This is a genomic window from Pseudomonas sp. 3MA1, from assembly GCF_029237275.1.
GTDB lineage: Bacteria > Pseudomonadota > Gammaproteobacteria > Pseudomonadales > Pseudomonadaceae > Aquipseudomonas > Aquipseudomonas fluorescens_AP.
The window spans coordinates 344,122-360,970 of record NZ_JAACFX010000005.1; the positions used below are offsets into that span (position 1 = coordinate 344,122).

Consider the following 16,849-nt stretch of genomic DNA (forward strand, 5'->3'; position numbering starts at 1 on the left):
CAACGGCCTCAGCCGCAGCTGGGCAAATTCTTTTCCTGACGTTTGGCTTCACCCCACAGGGCATCCAAGTCTTCGAGGGTGCAATCTTCCACGGGACGACCGGTGTCGCGCAATGCCTGCTCGATAAATCGGAAGCGCCGATCGAACTTGGCATTGGCACCGCGCAAGGCGGTTTCCGGGTCGACCTTCAGGTGCCTGGCCAGGTTGACCACGACAAACAGCAAGTCACCGATTTCCTCAGTGATGGCCGCCGAGTCGTTGTCGGCCATGGCCTCCAGCACCTCGTCCAGTTCTTCACGAACCTTGTCCACCACCGGCAGGGCGTCCGGCCAGTCGAAACCGACCTGCGCCGCGCGCTTTTGCAACTTGGCCGCGCGAGACAGCGCCGGCAGGGCCACCGGCACATCATCGAGCAGGGACAACTGCTGCGGAGCGTCGGACTTCTCTGCACGTTCCTCGGCCTTGATCTGCTCCCAGCGCGCCTTGACCTGTTCTTCATCGAGCCGCGGGATATCCAGCGGCGCGTACAGATCGCCAGTGGGGAACACATGGGGATGCCGACGGATCAACTTGCGGGTGATGCCGTCCACCACCGCGTCGAATTCGAACCGCCCCTCCTCCCGGGCCAACTGGCTGTAATACACCACCTGGAACAGCAAGTCCCCCAGCTCGCCCTGCAAGTGGTCGAAGTCGCCGCGCTCGATGGCGTCGGCGACCTCATAGGCCTCTTCCAGGGTATGGGGAACGATGCTGGCGTAGTTCTGCTTGATGTCCCACGGGCATCCGTATTGCGGGTCCCGCAGGCGCGCCATCAGGTGGAGCAGGTCTTCAAGGCTGTACATCAGTTCATCCATTTCATGCGGGCATCACGGGGTTCGATTGCGCCGGGTCTCGATGATGTTCGGCAGCTGGGAGATGCGCCCCAGCAAACGTCCCAACGCGTCCAGGCCCGGAATCTCGATGGTCAGGGACATCAACGCGGTGTTGTCCTCCTTGTTCGAGCGCGTATTGACGGCCAACACGTTGATCCGCTCGTTGAGCAGTACTTGGGACACGTCACGCAGCAGGCCGGAACGATCGTAGGCGCGGATGATGATGTCCACCGGATAGGTGAGCACCGGCACCGGCCCCCAGCTGACCTGGATGATCCGCTCCGGCTCGCGCCCGGCCAGTTGCAGCACCGAGGCACAGTCCTGGCGGTGAATGCTCACGCCACGGCCCTGGGTGATGTAGCCGACGATCGCGTCCCCCGGCAGCGGCTGGCAGCAGCCGGCCATCTGGGTCATCAGGTTGCCGACGCCCTGGATCTGGATATCCCCGCGCTTGCCTGGCTTGTAGCCGGCGGCCTTGCGCGGGATCAGCTCCAGTTGTTCGTTGCCGCGCTCCGGCTCCACCAGTTGCTGGGCCAGGTTGACCAGTTGCGCCAGGCGCAGGTCACCCGCGCCCAGGGCGGCGAACATGTCCTCGGCGGTCTTCATGTTGGCCTTGTCGGCCAGCTTGTCGAAGTCCACCTGAGGCAGGTCGAGACGGTTCAGCTCGCGTTCCAGCAGGGTCTTGCCGGCGGCGACGTTCTGATCGCGAGCCTGCAGCTTGAACCAGTGGACGATCTTCGCCCGCGCCCGGGACGTGGTGACGTAGCCCAGGTTCGGGTTCAGCCAGTCACGACTCGGCGTGCCGTGCTTGCTGGTGATGATCTCCACCTGCTCGCCGGTCTGCAGGCTGTAGTTGAGCGGCACGATGCGCCCGTTGATCTTGGCGCCCCGGCAGTTGTGGCCGATCTCGGTGTGCACCCGATAAGCAAAGTCCAGCGGCGTAGCGCCTTTGGGCAGGTCGATGGCGTGGCCGTCGGGGGTGAAGATGTACACCCGGTCCGGCTCGATATCCACCCGCAACTGTTCGGCCAGGCCGCCGATATCCCCCAGCTCTTCGTGCCATTCCAGCACCTGGCGCAGCCAGGAGATCTTCTCTTCGTAATGGTTGGAGCCGGACTTGACGTCGGTGCCCTTGTATTTCCAATGGGCGCAAACCCCGAGCTCCGCTTCCTCGTGCATCGCGTGGGTACGGATCTGCACTTCCAGCACCTTGCCCTCGGGGCCGATCACCGCGGTGTGCAGCGAGCGATAGCCGTTTTCCTTGGGGTTGGCGATGTAGTCGTCGAACTCTTTGGGGATGTGCCGCCACAAGGTGTGCACGATGCCCAGCGCGGTGTAGCAGTCGCGCATTTCCGGCACCAGCACCCGCACCGCGCGCACATCGTAGATCTGGCTGAACTCCAGGCCCTTGCGCTGCATTTTGCGCCAGATGGAATAGATGTGCTTGGCCCGCCCACTGATGTCGGCGTTGACCCCGGTGGCCTTCAGTTCGTTCTGCAACTGGTTCATCACGTCGCTGATGAAGCGCTCGCGATCCAGGCGCCGCTCATGCAGGAGCTTGGCGATCTGCTTGTATTGCTCAGGCTCCAGGTAACGGAAGGACAGGTCCTCCAGCTCCCACTTGATATGGCCGATGCCGAGCCGGTGGGCCAAAGGCGCATAGATATCGAAAACCTCGCGGGCGACCCGGTTGCGCTTCTCTTCGTCGGCGCTTTTCACCGCGCGAATGGCGCAGGTCCGCTCGGCCAGCTTGATCAGTGCCACGCGCACGTCATCGACCATCGCCACCAGCATCTTGCGCAGGTTTTCCACCTGCGCCTGAGTGCCGAGTACCAGGGATTGACGAGGGCTGAGACTGGCCGTGATCGCGGCCATGCGCAGCACGCCGTCGATCAGCTTGGCCACCACCGGGCCAAAACGCTGGCTGACCGCCGGCAACTGGATCTGGCCCTCGCGGACGCCGCGGTACAGCACTGCGGCGACCAGGGAATCCTGGTCCAGCTTGAGGTCGGCAAGGATCTCCGCAATCTCCAGGCCCGTGCTGAAACTCGACACGTCCTCGGCGCTCAGACCCTTGGCGGCAATGTGTTTTAACTCTGCCTCGCGAGCGAACTCGCAGGCTTCTTTCAAGGCCTCACGGTCCAATGCCATATCGACGCTGACCGTATGATCGAGCCATGCCTCGAGATTGATACTGCCGTCGGTGTTGATCGGCTGGTGCGCTCTCACCTGTACCATCTTGCTTTACCTTCCCTACGACGCACATTCAATGCGTCAAATCGCTGACCTTCAACGCTCAGGGGCAGCTCGCGGGGCCAGCGAACCACACCTGAAGGATCAGTCGGATTAGACAAGCCATCCTAGCTCGCTTCGAATAACGCCATGGCCTCGACATGCGCCGTCTGAGGAAACATATCGAGGATCCCGGCACGTTTTAACCTGTAGCCCTGCTTGATCAATTCGACCGTGTCACGGGCCAGAGTTGCCGGATTGCATGACACGTAAACCAACCGTTTGGCACCCAGGCTCGCCAAGTGGCGAACCACCTCGAAAGCACCGTCACGGGGTGGGTCCAAGAGTACCGCAGAAAAGCCTTCATCAACCCACTCGGCAGCACTCAGAGGCTGGGATAAATCGGCTTGAAAAAAGCGCGTGTTATGCAAATTGTTGCTGGCGGCGTTGTCAGCGGCGCGCGCCACCATGGCCGCCACGCCTTCCACCGCCACCACTTCCCGCACCTGCCGGGCCAGCGGCAGGGCAAAGTTGCCCAGGCCGCAGAACAGGTCCAGCACCCGCTCCTGAGGTTGCGGCGCCAGCCACTCCAAGGCCTGGGCCACCATCGCTTCGTTGACCGCGGCGTTGACCTGGACAAAGTCCCCCGGCCGATAGGCCAGGTGCAGATCCCAGGTTTCCAGGCGATAGCCCAGCGACTGCGACGGATCAAAGGGTTGCGGCTCGCCTTCAGCGTGCAGCCACAATTGCGCCTGATGGAAATCGCAGAAGTCCTTGAGGATCGTCAGGTCGCTCTCGGACAACGGCGCCATGTGACGCAACAGCACCGCCAGCGCCGAACCACTGAACAACTCCACATGCCCCAGTGCCTGAGGCTTGCTCAAGCGTCGCAGCATGGCGGGCAAGCGGCTCATGATGGGCTGCAAGGCCTGTACCAGCACCGGGCAATCGTCGATGGCGACAATGTCCTGGCTACCAGCGGCACGGAAACCCACCTCCAGTTGCTTGCCCTTGGCGTCCCAGCGCACCGCCACCCGGGCGCGACGCCGATAGCCGAACTCGGGACCGCTCAACGGCGCCGCCCAGACCTCGGGTTCAACCCCCGCGACCTTGGACAACTGCTCGGCGAGCATGCGCTGTTTCAGGGCAAGCTGTTCGGCATGGGGCAGGTGCTGCACGCTGCAACCGCCACAACGCCCGGCGTGGGCACAGGCCGCCGGGCGACGCAGTTCACTGGCGTTGAAGATGCGCTCGGTACGGGCCTCCACCACCTTGCCATGGCTGCCCAATACCCGAGCTTCGACGTCTTCACCGGCCAGGGCACCGCTGACAAACCAGGTGCGGCCATCGACAAAGGCGATGCCACGACCGTCGTTGGCCAGGCGCTGGATGTTCAGGCGCTGCTTTTTGCCCACGGGAATCTGTGGAGCCCGAGTGCCGCCCGCCGGCTGGAAGCGCAGGCCTCTCTCTTGCTTAGCCATCAGTTGGGCGCATCGAAGATGCCGGTCGACAAGTAACGATCGCCACGGTCACAGATGATCGCAACCATGACCGCGTTTTCCACTTCCCGGGACAGGCGCAGCATCGCTGCCACCGCACCACCGGACGACACGCCACAGAAAATGCCCTCTTCCCGGGCCAGACGCCGGGTCACGTCTTCGGCTTCGCTCTGCGCCATGTCGACGATGCGGTCGACCCGACTGGCCTGATAGATCTTCGGCAGGTATTGCTCGGGCCAGCGGCGGATGCCGGGAATGGCCGAGCCTTCCATGGGTTGCAGACCGACGATCTGCACCTCGGGGTTCTGCTCTTTCAGATAGCGCGAAGTGCCCATGATGGTGCCGGTGGTGCCCATCGAGCTGATGAAGTGGGTGATGCTGCCCTGGGTCTGGCGCCAGATTTCCGGACCGGTGCCGGTGTAGTGGGCCTCGGGGTTGTCGCCGTTGGCGAACTGATCCAGCACCTTGCCACGGCCTTCGGCCTGCATGCGTTCGGCCAGGTCGCGGGCACCTTCCATGCCCTCTTCCTGGCTGACCAGGATCAGCTCGGCGCCATAGGCGGTCATCGCCGCCTTGCGCTCGGCGCTGGAGTTGTCGGGCATGATCAGGATCATCTTGTAGCCCTTGATCGCCGCAGCCATGGCCAGGGCGATGCCGGTGTTGCCCGAGGTCGCTTCGATCAGGGTATCGCCGGCCTGGATCTGCCCGCGCAGTTCGGCGCGAGTGATCATCGACAGTGCCGGACGGTCCTTGACCGAACCCGCCGGGTTATTGCCCTCAAGCTTGAGCAGCAAGGTATTGCTGGTGGCGCCAGGCAGGCGCTGCAAACGGACCAGCGGGGTGTTGCCGACGCAATCGGCGATGGTTGGGTACTGCAAGGTCATGGCGTATTCGCAATCCAGACTGCGGGGGCGCCTATCATACCGGCAAACGTCCAAGCGCCATATCACGCAAAGTGCGGGACTTATGGCTGATTGATCTAAGGCCGGCCAGGGCCCGCGATCAGGCTCCCGGCAAGCGCAGATGAAGACGCAAGCCATGCGCGGTGTTCTGCGCCCACAACTGCCCGCCCTGACGCACCACCGCGTTGCGCGCAATGCTCAGGCCCAGGCCAAAGCCGCCATCCCCCGGCCGCGATCCATCCAGACGGATGAACGGCGCGAAGATCCGCTCCAGATCCTCTTCGGCCACCCCCGGCCCCTGGTCGTCCAGCCACAGGTGCCAATACTCGCCTTCCCGTTGCCCCGCGAGCGTGATCCGGGCGCCGGCCGGAGAATGCCGAATGGCATTACGCAGGATGTTTTCCAGGGCCTGGGCCAGGGTATTGAGGTGGCCGCGCACCCAGCAATCGGCGTCCAGTTCACAGCGCAACTGCGCCGCCGACCAGCCACTTTCGAAGCAGGCGTTCTCGCTGAGCATCTCCCACAGCGCCTGGACCTGAATCTGCTCCGCGGGCAATGGCCCGCGTTCGGTGTCCAGCCAGGCCAGTTGCAGGCTGTCTTCCACCAGACGCTGCATGCCATCGACCTCCCGAGCCAGGCGCTCACGCAATGCCCAAAGGTTCTGCTCGCTGTCACACGCTACCCGCAGACGACTCAGGGGCGTGCGCAACTCGTGGGACAGATCGCGCAGCAATTGCTGCTGCACCGCCACGGTGCTCTGCAAGCGTTCGGACATCTGATCGAAGGCCCGCCCCAGCTCTCCCAGTTCATCCTTGCGCTCAGTGGTTGCGCTGGACAGACGCACACTCAGTTGCCCGGCGCGCCAGGCATTGGCCTGCTCGCGCAGTTGGTTGAGCGGCACCACCAGCAAGCGGTACAGACCGACACACAACAAAAGGGTGAACAGGCCAGGGATCACACCATTGGTGATCACCTGCCAGAACACCCGATAGCGCCCGGGCATGAAGCGCTGCGGCAGCTCGATCACCAGGCTGCCCAGGGACGGATCCTCGGGGAATGGAATTTTCAGCCACGGCAGACCACGGCCATGCCGGCTCACCGGCCAGTGCGCGCCGCGCAGAAAGGTCAGGCGCTGGGCCTCGGCCGATGTCAGCGGCTGACTGCCCAGCGACTGCAGGTCGCTGCCGATGACGCCAACCCAGGTCTGCTCACGACCGGCCATCTGCGCAAGCCAGGCATCGACGCCGGCACTCTGGCCGCTCTTCCAGGCTTGCTCGGCCTCGACGGCGTAATGCTCCAGGGTCGCCCGGGCTTCATCGGACAGGTACAGGTTCCTCTGCTCCACATAGCGCCCCCAGGACCAGCTCAGCCAGATCATCAGCAAACAGAACGCCACCAGCAGGCAGGCCAGTTTCCAGAACAGCGAATGCCGGCCGGGCAGTTCAGGCCAGCTCATCGGCGGCACTCAAGACGTAGCCCTTGCCCCACACGGTGCGCAACTCCCGCTCGCTGTAGCCCAGCGCCTTGAGCTTGCGGCGAATCTGGCTGACGTGCATGTCCAGGCTGCGGTCATGGGCCGCGTAGCCGCGCTGCAGGACATGCTGATAAAGGAAGGCCTTGCTCAGCACCTCATCGAGGTTGCGATGCAGGGTTTCCAGCAGGCGATACTCGCTGCGGGTCAACCCGGCCCACTGCCCGGCAAACAGCACATCGCACAGCTCGTCGTCGAAAACCAGGCTCTGTGCGTTGCTGTTCAGCAGCGGCGACATCGGCCGCCGATCCAGGGCCACCCGTCGCAGGATCGCCTCGATGCGCACCCGCAACTCGGCCATGCTGAAGGGCTTGGGCAAGTAGTCGTCGGCTCCGAGGCGAAAACCGCTGATGCGATCGGCCTCCGCCCCCAGGGCCGACATCAGCAGCACCGGCGTGGAATGACTCTGGCGCAAGTGGGTCAGCAGGGTGAGCCCATCCATGCCGGGCAGCAGGATGTCCATCAGCACCACATCGAAGTTCTGGCTGCGGGCCATCCCCAAGCCTTGCTGGCCGTTACGGCACCAGGTCACGGCGAAGCCGCAGCGACCCAGTTGCTCATGCACATAGGCGCCGAGCACCGGGTCATCTTCAATGGTCAGGATACGGGGGGGCTCAACAGCTACGGGAGTCATTAGCTTCTGCAAGTCATTCTCAGTTGGGCAATTATTCAAGATTGCCCGGAGCGCGGCAACCAATGCCTTGGTCGCAGCCTGGCCGCAGGCATTCGCGCCGCCGACCGCCAGGGCGCAATTTGCCAAGATCAGCCTCCGGCAAATCGTTACACTGCGCGGGTGGCGCATCACGGACGTGCCCGTAGACCTTTCAAAACAGCGTGGAAGCAGGAGAGTGGCGTGCTCAAGAAACTGGGAATCAAAGGCCGCGTACTGTTGCTGACCTTGTTGCCCACCAGCCTCATGGCGCTGGTGCTGGGTGGCTATTTCACCTGGATGCAGCTCTCGGAACTGCAGGCCCAGCTCCTGCAGCGCGGCGAAATGATTGCCGAACAACTGGCCTCGCTGGTGGCACCGGCGATGGGCAACCACAACGCGCCGATGCTCGAACGCATCGCCACCCAGGCCCTGGAACAGCAGGACGTGCGCGCGGTGTCTTTCCTGGCCCCTGATCGCACGCTGGTGGCCCACGCGGGACCGAGCATGCTCAACCCGCCACCCAGCGGCAACGGCACGCAGATGATGCAACGCAGCGGCAATGACGCGACCCGCTACCAACTGCCGGTGTTCGGCCGTCATCGCAACCTGGCCGGCGACCTGATCCCCGATGAGTCCGACCGCCTGCTGGGCTGGGTGGAACTGGAGCTGTCCCACAGCGGCATGCTGCTGCGTGGCTACCGCAGCCTGTTCGCCAGCCTGCTGTTGATTGCCGCCGGCCTGGCCGGTGCTGCCCTGCTGGCGGTGCGCATGGGCCGCACCATCAACAACCCGCTGACCCAGATCAAGCAGGCGGTGGCGCAACTCAAGGACGGCAACCTGGAAACCCGCCTGCCGCCCCTGGGCAGCCATGAACTGGATGAACTGGCCTCGGGCATCAATCGCATGGCCAGCACCCTGCAGAATGCCCAGGAAGAACTGCAGCACAGCATCGACCAGGCCACCGAAGACGTGCGCCAGAACCTGGAAACCATCGAGATCCAGAACATCGAACTGGACCTGGCGCGCAAGGAAGCCCTGGAAGCCAGCCGGATCAAGTCGGAGTTCCTGGCCAACATGAGCCATGAAATCCGTACACCCCTCAATGGCATTCTCGGCTTCACCCACCTGCTGCAGAAAAGCGAGCTGACGCCGCGCCAGCTGGATTACCTTGGCACCATCGAAAAATCCGCCGACAGCCTGCTGGGGATCATCAACGAAATCCTCGACTTCTCGAAAATCGAAGCCGGCAAGCTGGTGCTCGACAGCATTCCCTTCAACCTGCGGGACTTGCTGCAGGACACCCTGACCATCCTCGCCCCGGCCGCCCACGCCAAGCAGCTGGAACTGGTGAGCCTGGTCTATCGCGACACGCCGTTGTCGCTGGTCGGTGACCCGCTGCGGCTCAAGCAGATCCTCACCAACCTGGTGAGCAACGCCATCAAGTTCACCCGCGAAGGCACCATCGTCGCCCGGGCCATGCTCGAAGAGGAGCACGAGGACAGCGTGCAACTGCGCATCAGCATCCAGGACACCGGCATCGGCCTGTCGAACCAGGATGTGCGTGCCCTGTTCCAGGCCTTCAGCCAGGCCGACAACTCGCTGTCGCGCCAACCCGGCGGCACCGGGCTGGGGCTGGTGATCTCCAAGCGCCTGATCGAACAGATGGGCGGCGAGATCGGGGTCGACAGCACCCCGGGTGAAGGCTCGGAGTTCTGGATCAGCCTGAACCTGCCCAAGACCCGCGACGACGCCGAGGACCTGCCCGGCCCGCCGCTGCTGGGACGGCGGGTAGCAGTCCTGGAAAATCACGAACTGGCCCGCCAGGCCCTGCAGCACCAGTTGGAAGACTGCGGCCTGGAAGTGACCCCGTTCAACACACTGGAAGCCCTGACCAATGGCATTACCGGGGTGCACCAGAGCGATCAGGCCATTGACCTGGCGGTGCTCGGCATCACCAGCAACGACATGTCTCCCGAGCGCCTGAGCCAGCACATCTGGGACCTGGAACATCTGGGCTGCAAGGTCCTGGTGCTGTGCCCGACCACCGAACAGACGCTGTTCCACCTCTCGGTGCCCAACCCTCACAGTCAGTTGCAGGCCAAGCCGGCCTGTACCCGCAAACTGCGCCGGGCCCTGTCCGATCTGGTCACCCCGCGCCGGCCCCGCAGCGAGCCGGAAGAAACCCTCTCCAGCCGCGCACCACGGGTGCTGTGTGTCGATGACAACCCGGCCAACCTGCTGCTGATCCAGACCTTGCTGGAAGACATGGGCGCCAAGGTGCTGGCGGTGGACAACGGCTACGCCGCGCTGAACGCGATCCAGAACGAGCCTTTCGACCTGGTGATGATGGACGTGCAGATGCCCGGCATGGACGGCCGACAAAGTACCGAGGCGATCCGCCAATGGGAAAGCGAGCGCCACGGGACACCGCTGCCGATCGTCGCCCTGACAGCCCACGCCATGGCCAACGAAAAACGCGCCCTGCTGCAAAGCGGCATGGACGACTACCTGACCAAGCCCATCAGCGAACGGCAACTGGCCCAGGTGGTGCTGAAATGGACCGGCCTGGCGCTGCGCAACCAGGGCCCGGAACGGGCCAGCGAGCGCTCTGAAGTGAGCCTGGAACTGCAGGTGCTGGATCAGGACGAAGGCCTGCGCCTGGCCGCCGGCAAGGCCGATCTGGCGGCGGACATGCTGGCCATGTTGCTGGCATCTCTCGAAGCCGATCGCGAGGCGATCAACGCCGCCCGGGCGGCCAACGACCATAGCGCCTTGATCGAGCGGGTACACCGTCTGCACGGCGCCACTCGTTATTGCGGGGTGCCACAGTTGCGTGCCGCCTGCCAACGCAGCGAAACCCTGCTCAAACAGGAGGACGCCAAGGCCTTTGCCGCCCTTGACGAGCTGGACCACGCAATCGGCCGCCTGGCCGCCGAGGCGCGGATCAACGCCTGACCCAGGGCAAGACCCGAACAGTGCCCGGCAGGCATGCTGGGCGCCCCGAACAAGGATGCAAGCATGCGCACGATTCTATTCAGCAGCCAGAACTACGACCGTGAGAGCTTTCTCGGCGCCAACCTGCCGGCGGGTATCGAACTGCAGTTCCAGGCCGCCCGCCTGAGCCTGGACACCGTGGCCCTGGCCGAGCGCCATGAAGTGGTCTGTGCCTTCATCAACGACGACCTGAGCGCCCCGGTGCTGGAACAACTGGCCGCCGGCGGCACCCGCCTGATCGCCCTGCGCTCGGCCGGCTACAACCACGTCGACCTGCCTGCGGCGCAGCGCCTGGGCCTGGACGTGGTGCGAGTCCCGGCCTATTCCCCGCATGCGGTTGCCGAACATGCGGTGGCCCTGATCCTGGCGCTCAACCGACGCCTGCATCGCGCCTACAACCGCACCCGCGAGGGCGACTTCACCCTACACGGCCTGACCGGCTTCGACCTGGTGGGCAAGACCGTGGGCATTGTCGGCACCGGGCAGATCGGTGCCACCTTCGCCCGGATCATGGCGGGTTTTGGCTGCCAACTGCTGGCTTACGACCCCTTCCCCAATCCGGCCGTAGTAGCCCTCGGTGCCCGTTATCTGGAGCTGCCGCAACTGCTGGCTCAGGCGCAGATCATCAGCCTGCACTGCCCGCTCAATGACCACAGTCGCTACCTGATCAACCAGGAAACACTGGCCCACATGCAGCCCGGGGCCATGCTGATCAATACCGGGCGCGGCGGCCTGGTGGACACCCCGGCGCTGATCGAGGCGCTGAAAAGCGGCCAACTGGGCTACCTGGGGCTGGATGTCTATGAAGAGGAAGCGCAGCTGTTCTTCGAGGACCGCTCCGACCTGCCCCTGCAGGACGACGTGCTGGCCCGGCTGCTGACCTTCCCCAACGTGATAGTGACTGCGCACCAGGCGTTCCTGACCCACGAAGCCCTGGCCGCCATCGCCGAGACCACCCTGCACAACATCGCCAGCTGGGCCGCGGGGCAAGCGCAGAATCGGGTCCTGGGCTGAAATCCGCACGGGCTGATCGAAGGTCGCCTGCCCGTAACCTGCGGCGCAGGGGCCCGTGCTAGCATACGCGGCAGATTTGGAGGACCCATGGTCGAACACGATTTCCGCTACAACCTGATGAACCCGCAACACACCCTGATCGAATGCCGCGCCCTGGTGCCCGGCCGCTATCAAGTCACCGGCAACGGTGGCTCCATCCGCACCGACGACGTGCTGTTGGTCACCCTCAAAGGCAGCAAGGACCTGTCCATGCGCCTGACGGTGGAGACTGTGCGCCACCTGATCAATCCCGTCGGCCAATGGGTCGCCGTGGCCCGCGGCCCGGTATTCGGCGAACTGGCGATTCACCAGTGGCAGGTCAACTGCGACAGCTGCGCCGCCACCCTCGACTTCGAATTCGCGGTGGATGCCAAGCTGGGCAACAAGGCCCAGAAACCCGCCGCCAGCGCGCGGATCGCCGAGCTTGGCTGGCGCAGCGAGGGTGAGCAGCACCGCTGCCCGAAATGCCAGCAGGCCGGCCAATGAAACGCCTGATGCTGGCCGCGGCACTGGGGGCCGGCCTGCTGGGCTGCGCCGCCGAGCCGCTGAAGCTGCAGCAGGACCGCAGCTATGTTCTGGAATGGATCGGTGAGCGTCCGCTGATCGATTACAGCCACCTGACCATCACCCTGGGCGAGGATGGCCGCGCCTACGGCAATGGCGGCTGCAACCATTGGTTCGCGCCGTACACCCTGGACGGCGAGAAGCTCAGCTTCGGCAAGGTCGGCAGCACGCGCAAACTCTGTGCCCCGGCCTTGATGGAGCAGGAACGCCGCTTTCTGCAGGCCCTGGAAAACGTCGAACGCTGGGATGTCTCGCCGATCGAGCAAGTGCGTTTCTGGCCTGCCGAAGGCAAGCCGTTGCGCTGGTGGCTGGAAGAAGGCTGATATTTCTGTCGCGGCTGTCGAGCCTGCAGGCTGCGAACAACACCCGGAGGCCTGAATCTCCAGCGAGCTTCAGGCCCCCAGCACGCCTTCAGGGCCTTCGCAGCCTGCGACAGCCCCCACGCTCTCAATGCCCGCGCAGGGCCTGCAATTTGGCCAGCACGCCGGCAGCGGTCTGCTCGCCCAGCAATTGCTCACGCACCTTGCCCTTGTCGTCGATGATGTAGGTCACCGGCAGCGCCTCGCTGCGCGGCAGTTCGAAGCGTTCTGCGGGGTTTTGCGCCAGCACGGTGAACTTGATCCCCAGCTTCTCGCTGGCGCCCTTGAGCTCCTCTCCCTGCACATTGTCGAAATTGACCCCCAGCACGGTGGCCGACTGGCCCTTGAGCTGCTCGTTCAGGCTGTTCAATTCAGGGATCTCGGTGCGGCAAGGCCCGCACCACTCGGCCCAGTAATTGAGCACCAGCCACTGCTTGTCGATACGCTCGGCGGCGACTTTCTGGCCATATTGGTCGACCCCGTAGTCATTGCCGCAGCCACTCAGCAGCAGGGTTGTAATGATCGCCAATGCCGCCGCCAATTGCCTTGCCATGCGCTGTGTCCTGTATTGAAAGATGTCTTGAATAACGCTGCCGACCCCAGGTCGCTGCGACCTATCGACTCCCAAGGTTCAGGAGAGCCCGTCGCGCGGGTAGAATAGCCGCCACCTTACGCAAGATGCGACCCGCACATGACCGATCTGACGCTTTATCACAACCCGCGCTGCTCGAAATCCCGCGGTGCGCTGGAACTCCTGGAACAACGCGGCCTGGCTCCTACCGTGGTCCGCTACCTGGAAACTCCCCTGGACGCTGCCCAGTTGCAGCGCCTGCTGGGCAAGCTCGGCATCAGTGCGCGCCAGCTGCTGCGCACCGGCGAGGAGGAGTACCAAGCGCTCAACCTGGCCGACAGCAGCCTCAGCGAAGAGCAATTGATTGCCGCCATCGCCGAACACCCGAAACTCATGGAACGGCCGATTCTCGAAACCGCCGACAAGGCCATCATCGGTCGTCCACCGGAACATGTGCTGGAGATTCTGCCTTGAGCGCGCCGTACATCCTGGTCCTGTATTACAGCCGCAACGGTTCGACCAACGAGATGGCCCGGCAGATTGCCCGCGGCGTCGAACAGGCCGGCATGGAAGCCCGCCTGCGTACCGTCCCGGGGGTTTCCACCGAATGCGAAGCCGTGGCCCCGAGCATCCCCGACAGCGGCGCCTTGTACGCCAGCCTCGACGACCTGAAGCATTGCTCGGGCCTGGCCCTGGGCAGCCCGACGCGCTTTGGCAACATGGCGGCGCCCTTGAAGTACTTTCTCGACGGCACCAGCAACCTCTGGCTGACCGGCGCCCTGGTGGGCAAACCCGCCGGTGTCTTTACCTCCACCGCCAGCCTGCACGGCGGCCAGGAAGCCACCCTGTTGTCGATGATGCTGCCGCTGCTGCATCACGGCATGCTGATCACCGGCCTGCCCTACAGCGAATCGGCGCTGTTGGAAACCCGCGGCGGCGGCACCCCTTACGGGGCCAGCCATCACGCCGGAGCTGACGGCAAGAGCCCGCTGGACGAGCATGAAATCGCCCTGTGCCGAGCCTTGGGCCTGCGCCTGGCGAAAACCGCCCTGCAGTTGGAGAACGGCCGTGGCTAAGAAGCCGAAGATCCTGCCGACGGTGCAATGGCTGGAACCCCGGGTCCGCTGGGCCCGGGTCCTCAGCCTGGTCTGTTTCTTCGGCCTGGTGGGGCTGCTCTGCGGGTATTACCTGCTGGTGGCCGACCTGCACGGTGCCCGGCCCTGGGTGATCCTGCTGATCGAGTTGGTGCCACTGCTGCTGATGGCGCCCGGCATGCTCAGCGGCAGCGCCCGGGGACACGCGTGGATGTGTTTCGTGGTCAACCTGTACTTCATCAAGGGCGCGCTGGCGGCCTATGATCCGAATCGCCAGCTGTTCGGCCTGCTGGAAATGTTCGCCAGCCTAGCGGTGTTCACCTCGGCGCTGCTCTACGTGCGCTGGCGCTTCCAGCTCAACCGCCGGCTCGCCGGCGAAGGCGCCACCCCGGCCTGACACAGGCGCAAGTTCCCCGCCCCACGGGGAACTTGTATCGCCACCCAAGACCCCAACCCTGTTCAACCGACTCTCCGACCGCCCCTCCAGGAGCAGGCATGCACGATTACAAATGGCTGAATGAATACTGTCTCAACCGCTTCGGCTCCGCCGCAGCCCTGGAAGCCCAACTGCCAACCCCGGCAAGCAACGAGTATCTGCGTGGATTGAGCGCTGATCGCTACCTGTCGACACTGGCATTGCGGGTCTTTCGCGCAGGGCTGAAACACAGCCTGGTGGACGCCAAATGGCCAGCGTTCGAACAGGTGTTCTTCGGCTTCGATCCGGACAAGGTGGTGCTCATGGGCGCCGAACATCTGGAACGGCTGATGCAGGACACACGGATCATTCGTCACCTGGGCAAGCTCAAGAGCGTGCCGCGCAATGCGCAGATGATCCTCGACGTGCAACAACAGCACGGCAGTTTCGGCGCCTTCATTGCCGACTGGCCGGTGCAGGACATCACCGGGCTCTGGCAGTACCTGGCCAAGCACGGCAACCAGATGGGCGGCCTGTCGGCACCACGCTTCCTGCGCATGGTGGGCAAGGACACCTTCATCCCCACCTGGGACGTAGTGGCCGCCCTGAATGCCCAGAACATCATCGACAAGGTGCCCAGCAGCAAGCGTGACCAGGCCCTGGTGCAGTCGGTGTTCAACCAGTGGCAAGAGGAAAGCGGGCGTCCCCTGTGCCAGCTTTCAGCGATGCTGGCCTATACCGTCAACCACTGATCCCCTCTCCCTCTGCCGCTCCTCCTTGACTGCTTCTGCCACGGACCGTGGCTGGAAGCAGTCTTGCATCGCCCTTCTCCCTCCTTTGGCTGACAGAACGCTGAACTGATGTGTAGTTTTTCCACACGGTTTTTTTTCTCAGCTACAGTTTCATCGGCTTGTCATAAACACCCGGAACAGCAGCGTTAAATAACCGCCATGCGCAGGTTCCCCAAGCCCGTCGGCTAGCGAATAACAACGTTTTTTCAAGCCAATAGGCTGAACAATTGCGGTCTGCTCTTAAACAGGCACGCGTCGCGCCATTCGTTTTTTTCACATTGCTTTCACCAATCCGCCACCTGGACTCCCTTAACTTGAGGCCAGTGACTACTCTGGTGCCGGTGCGCATGTCGGTCTGCTGCAGAACACTAGTTCCAACCCGAATTAAAAGTACTTCTCAAAAATAGATTCAGGTAAGCGACGTGCACAACAACAAACCAAGCAGCCACCGAGCTGATACTGCCCGCATTCGACGCTCCAGAAAGATCATCATCAGTGCGGTCACTACTACCCTGATCGTCCTGATAAGCGGTTTTGTCTTGTGGCCGGCGACGCCTCTGGATCTCGCTGGCAATCAGCAGATGCAACGCAGCGGAATCTATCAACACTGGCGGGCCGGAGAAGTCATCGCGCTGGTGCGTCACGCCGAGCGCTGTGACCGGTCGGCCAACCCCTGCTTGGGCCCCGCAGATGGCATCACCCGATTGGGTAATGCCACCGCAGCCGACCTGGGCAAGGCCTTCCGGACCATCGGCATGGAGCGGACCGATGTCATCAGCAGCCCCATGACCCGCACCCTGCAAACCGCACAGGCCATGTTCAATCAGGCCACCAGCACCCAGGATTGGTTGCTGAACTGCGCAGACAACTTCGAGAACGATATAAAGGCCCACAAGCTTCAGGGGCGCAATCTGATCCTGGTCACCCACAGCGGCTGCATCAGTGATCTGGAGAGCCGCATGGGCTTCGCCCATGCCCTGGCCACCGAGTACACCAGCTCGTTATTCCTGACACTGGGTGCCGATGGAAAACTGCAGATACTGGGAATACTGAACGCAAAGAGCTGGCCACAAGTGCTTAAAGAAGCGCCGAACAATTTGTAACTTTTTTTGACAATAAAACAACAGACTTCATTCAGCCAATGGACAGACTAACAGCCCGCATTTAGTTGACTTTATTGCAACTTGCACTATTAAAAAGCAGTGTTTTTTATAAAAAGCGTTATAAAAAATTCAGCTATTAAAAGCCGGACAGACCTCGTAGCTTCCCAAGCGATTTGCCGATGCCGTTATCGGCTGACCATCAATCCGCTCCGGCAAC

The 16,849-nt window shown here is 63.2% G+C and carries 16 protein-coding genes; 9 read left to right on the forward strand and 7 right to left on the reverse strand.

The features are described 5' to 3' along the window. Positions 1-8: 8 nt before the first annotated feature. From mazG to GWQ44_RS17225, 6 genes are all read right to left on the reverse strand, one after another. A complete protein-coding gene (mazG, locus tag GWQ44_RS17200) occupies positions 9-842 on the reverse strand; it encodes a nucleoside triphosphate pyrophosphohydrolase (protein WP_042941670.1) in 834 nt (277 codons plus the stop codon). A 24-nt stretch (positions 843-866) separates the two neighbouring features. After that, positions 867-3,110, reverse strand: coding sequence for a GTP diphosphokinase (relA, locus tag GWQ44_RS17205; protein WP_016966214.1), 2,244 nt, complete (start codon positions 3,108-3,110; stop codon positions 867-869). A gap of 122 nt (positions 3,111-3,232) precedes the next feature. Next, positions 3,233-4,585, reverse strand: coding sequence for a 23S rRNA (uracil(1939)-C(5))-methyltransferase RlmD (gene rlmD / locus GWQ44_RS17210; RefSeq protein ID WP_275927855.1), 1,353 nt, complete (start codon positions 4,583-4,585; stop codon positions 3,233-3,235). Further along, entirely contained in the window at positions 4,585-5,487 is a 903-nt protein-coding gene (cysM, locus tag GWQ44_RS17215; RefSeq protein ID WP_016965669.1) for a cysteine synthase CysM, read from the reverse strand. The genes rlmD and cysM overlap by 1 nt, the downstream gene beginning before the upstream one ends. Before the next feature lie 118 nt (positions 5,488-5,605). Continuing rightward, positions 5,606-6,961 carry a sensor histidine kinase gene (locus GWQ44_RS17220; protein ID WP_179600289.1) on the reverse strand — a complete coding sequence of 452 codons (1,356 nt, stop codon included), beginning with the start codon at positions 6,959-6,961 and terminating at the stop codon, positions 5,606-5,608. After that, positions 6,948-7,670, reverse strand: coding sequence for a response regulator transcription factor (locus GWQ44_RS17225; RefSeq protein WP_179600287.1), 723 nt, complete (start codon positions 7,668-7,670; stop codon positions 6,948-6,950). Before GWQ44_RS17225 ends, GWQ44_RS17220 begins: the two co-directional genes overlap by 14 nt. Positions 7,671-7,889: 219 nt before the next feature. On the opposite strand from GWQ44_RS17225, the gene GWQ44_RS17230 reads away from it, so the two are divergent. The 4 genes from GWQ44_RS17230 to GWQ44_RS17245 all read left to right on the forward strand — a co-directional run bounded on the left by GWQ44_RS17230 (position 7,890) and on the right by GWQ44_RS17245 (position 12,622). Continuing rightward, positions 7,890-10,643 (forward strand): response regulator, encoded by a 2,754-nt coding sequence (locus GWQ44_RS17230; RefSeq protein ID WP_016965672.1) that lies wholly within the window; start codon positions 7,890-7,892, stop codon positions 10,641-10,643. 63 nt (positions 10,644-10,706) lie between these two features. Next, on the forward strand, positions 10,707-11,696 hold the full coding sequence (locus tag GWQ44_RS17235; RefSeq protein ID WP_016965673.1) for a 2-hydroxyacid dehydrogenase: 990 nt from the start codon (positions 10,707-10,709) through the stop codon (positions 11,694-11,696). A gap of 87 nt (positions 11,697-11,783) precedes the next feature. Next, entirely contained in the window at positions 11,784-12,221 is a 438-nt protein-coding gene (locus tag GWQ44_RS17240) for a hypothetical protein (RefSeq protein WP_092311726.1), read from the forward strand. Further along, positions 12,218-12,622 (forward strand): META domain-containing protein, encoded by a 405-nt coding sequence (locus GWQ44_RS17245; protein WP_016965675.1) that lies wholly within the window; start codon positions 12,218-12,220, stop codon positions 12,620-12,622. Before GWQ44_RS17240 ends, GWQ44_RS17245 begins: the two co-directional genes overlap by 4 nt. Positions 12,623-12,746: 124 nt before the next feature. Here GWQ44_RS17245 and GWQ44_RS17250 read toward each other — a convergent pair whose 3' ends face one another. After that, positions 12,747-13,211, reverse strand: coding sequence for a TlpA disulfide reductase family protein (locus GWQ44_RS17250; protein WP_275927856.1), 465 nt, complete (start codon positions 13,209-13,211; stop codon positions 12,747-12,749). 138 nt (positions 13,212-13,349) lie between these two features. Here GWQ44_RS17250 and arsC point away from each other — a divergent pair, with 138 nt between their 5' ends. From arsC to GWQ44_RS17275, 5 genes are all read left to right on the forward strand, one after another. Continuing rightward, a complete protein-coding gene (arsC, locus tag GWQ44_RS17255) occupies positions 13,350-13,703 on the forward strand; it encodes an arsenate reductase (glutaredoxin) (RefSeq protein WP_047305636.1) in 354 nt (117 codons plus the stop codon). Further along, complete coding sequence (gene wrbA, locus GWQ44_RS17260; protein ID WP_016965678.1) at positions 13,700-14,305, forward strand: NAD(P)H:quinone oxidoreductase; 606 nt, start codon at positions 13,700-13,702, stop codon at positions 14,303-14,305. The genes arsC and wrbA overlap by 4 nt, the downstream gene beginning before the upstream one ends. Beyond that, on the forward strand, positions 14,298-14,720 hold the full coding sequence (locus tag GWQ44_RS17265) for a DUF2069 domain-containing protein (RefSeq protein ID WP_016965679.1): 423 nt from the start codon (positions 14,298-14,300) through the stop codon (positions 14,718-14,720). The genes wrbA and GWQ44_RS17265 overlap by 8 nt, the downstream gene beginning before the upstream one ends. Positions 14,721-14,818: 98 nt before the next feature. Then, positions 14,819-15,490, forward strand: a complete 672-nt coding sequence (locus GWQ44_RS17270) for a DNA-3-methyladenine glycosylase I (RefSeq protein ID WP_016965680.1) — start codon at positions 14,819-14,821, stop codon at positions 15,488-15,490. A 461-nt stretch (positions 15,491-15,951) separates the two neighbouring features. Then, positions 15,952-16,632 (forward strand): histidine phosphatase family protein, encoded by a 681-nt coding sequence (locus tag GWQ44_RS17275; RefSeq protein WP_275927857.1) that lies wholly within the window; start codon positions 15,952-15,954, stop codon positions 16,630-16,632. Positions 16,633-16,849: the final 217 nt, after the last annotated feature.